This window comes from Methylobacterium sp. CCH7-A2 (assembly GCF_001557075.1).
GTDB classification, from domain to species: domain Bacteria; phylum Pseudomonadota; class Alphaproteobacteria; order Rhizobiales; family Beijerinckiaceae; genus Allobosea; species Allobosea massiliensis.
Map to the genome: position 1 here is coordinate 1 of NZ_LSKN01000101.1, position 435 is coordinate 435.

Genomic DNA, 435 nt, shown 5'->3' on the forward strand with positions numbered 1-435 from the left:
GGGGGAGGGGGTGCGCCAACGGACTAAGCCGCTCTCGCGGCAGGGCGCAGCGGCGCGGGGGTCGCTGAGATTTCGCCTGTGAGGCGCTGCATCGGAGGATTTCGGGGTCGTTCCCCTGATCCTCGGAGGTTTCCATAATCGATGCCGTCACCATCGTTCCGCTGCACCAGCGGATGATCGAGGACATGACCATCCGCCGGTTTGGCGAGCACACGCAGCGCGATTATGTGCGGCAGGTCCGCGAGTTCACGGCCTTTCTCGGCTTGCCGCCAGATCGGGCCGAGCCGGAGGATCTGCGGCGCTATCAGCTTCACCTGGCTTCGCTCGGCGCCAGCTATGCGCGGATGAACCTGGCCTGCACGGCGCTGCGGTTCTTCTTTCACGTCACGTTGGGCCGGACCGGCTTCGGTGACCGCATGGCGCGGATCCCGACGC

1 protein-coding gene is annotated in these 435 nt (G+C 66.4%); it reads left to right on the forward strand.

Annotated elements, in window-relative coordinates; genetic code table 11:
* Nucleotides 1-185: 185 nt before the first annotated feature.
* Nucleotides 186-435 (forward strand): phage integrase N-terminal SAM-like domain-containing protein (locus AX750_RS08730; RefSeq protein ID WP_245282357.1); only part of this gene is annotated, 250 nt, incomplete at its 3' end.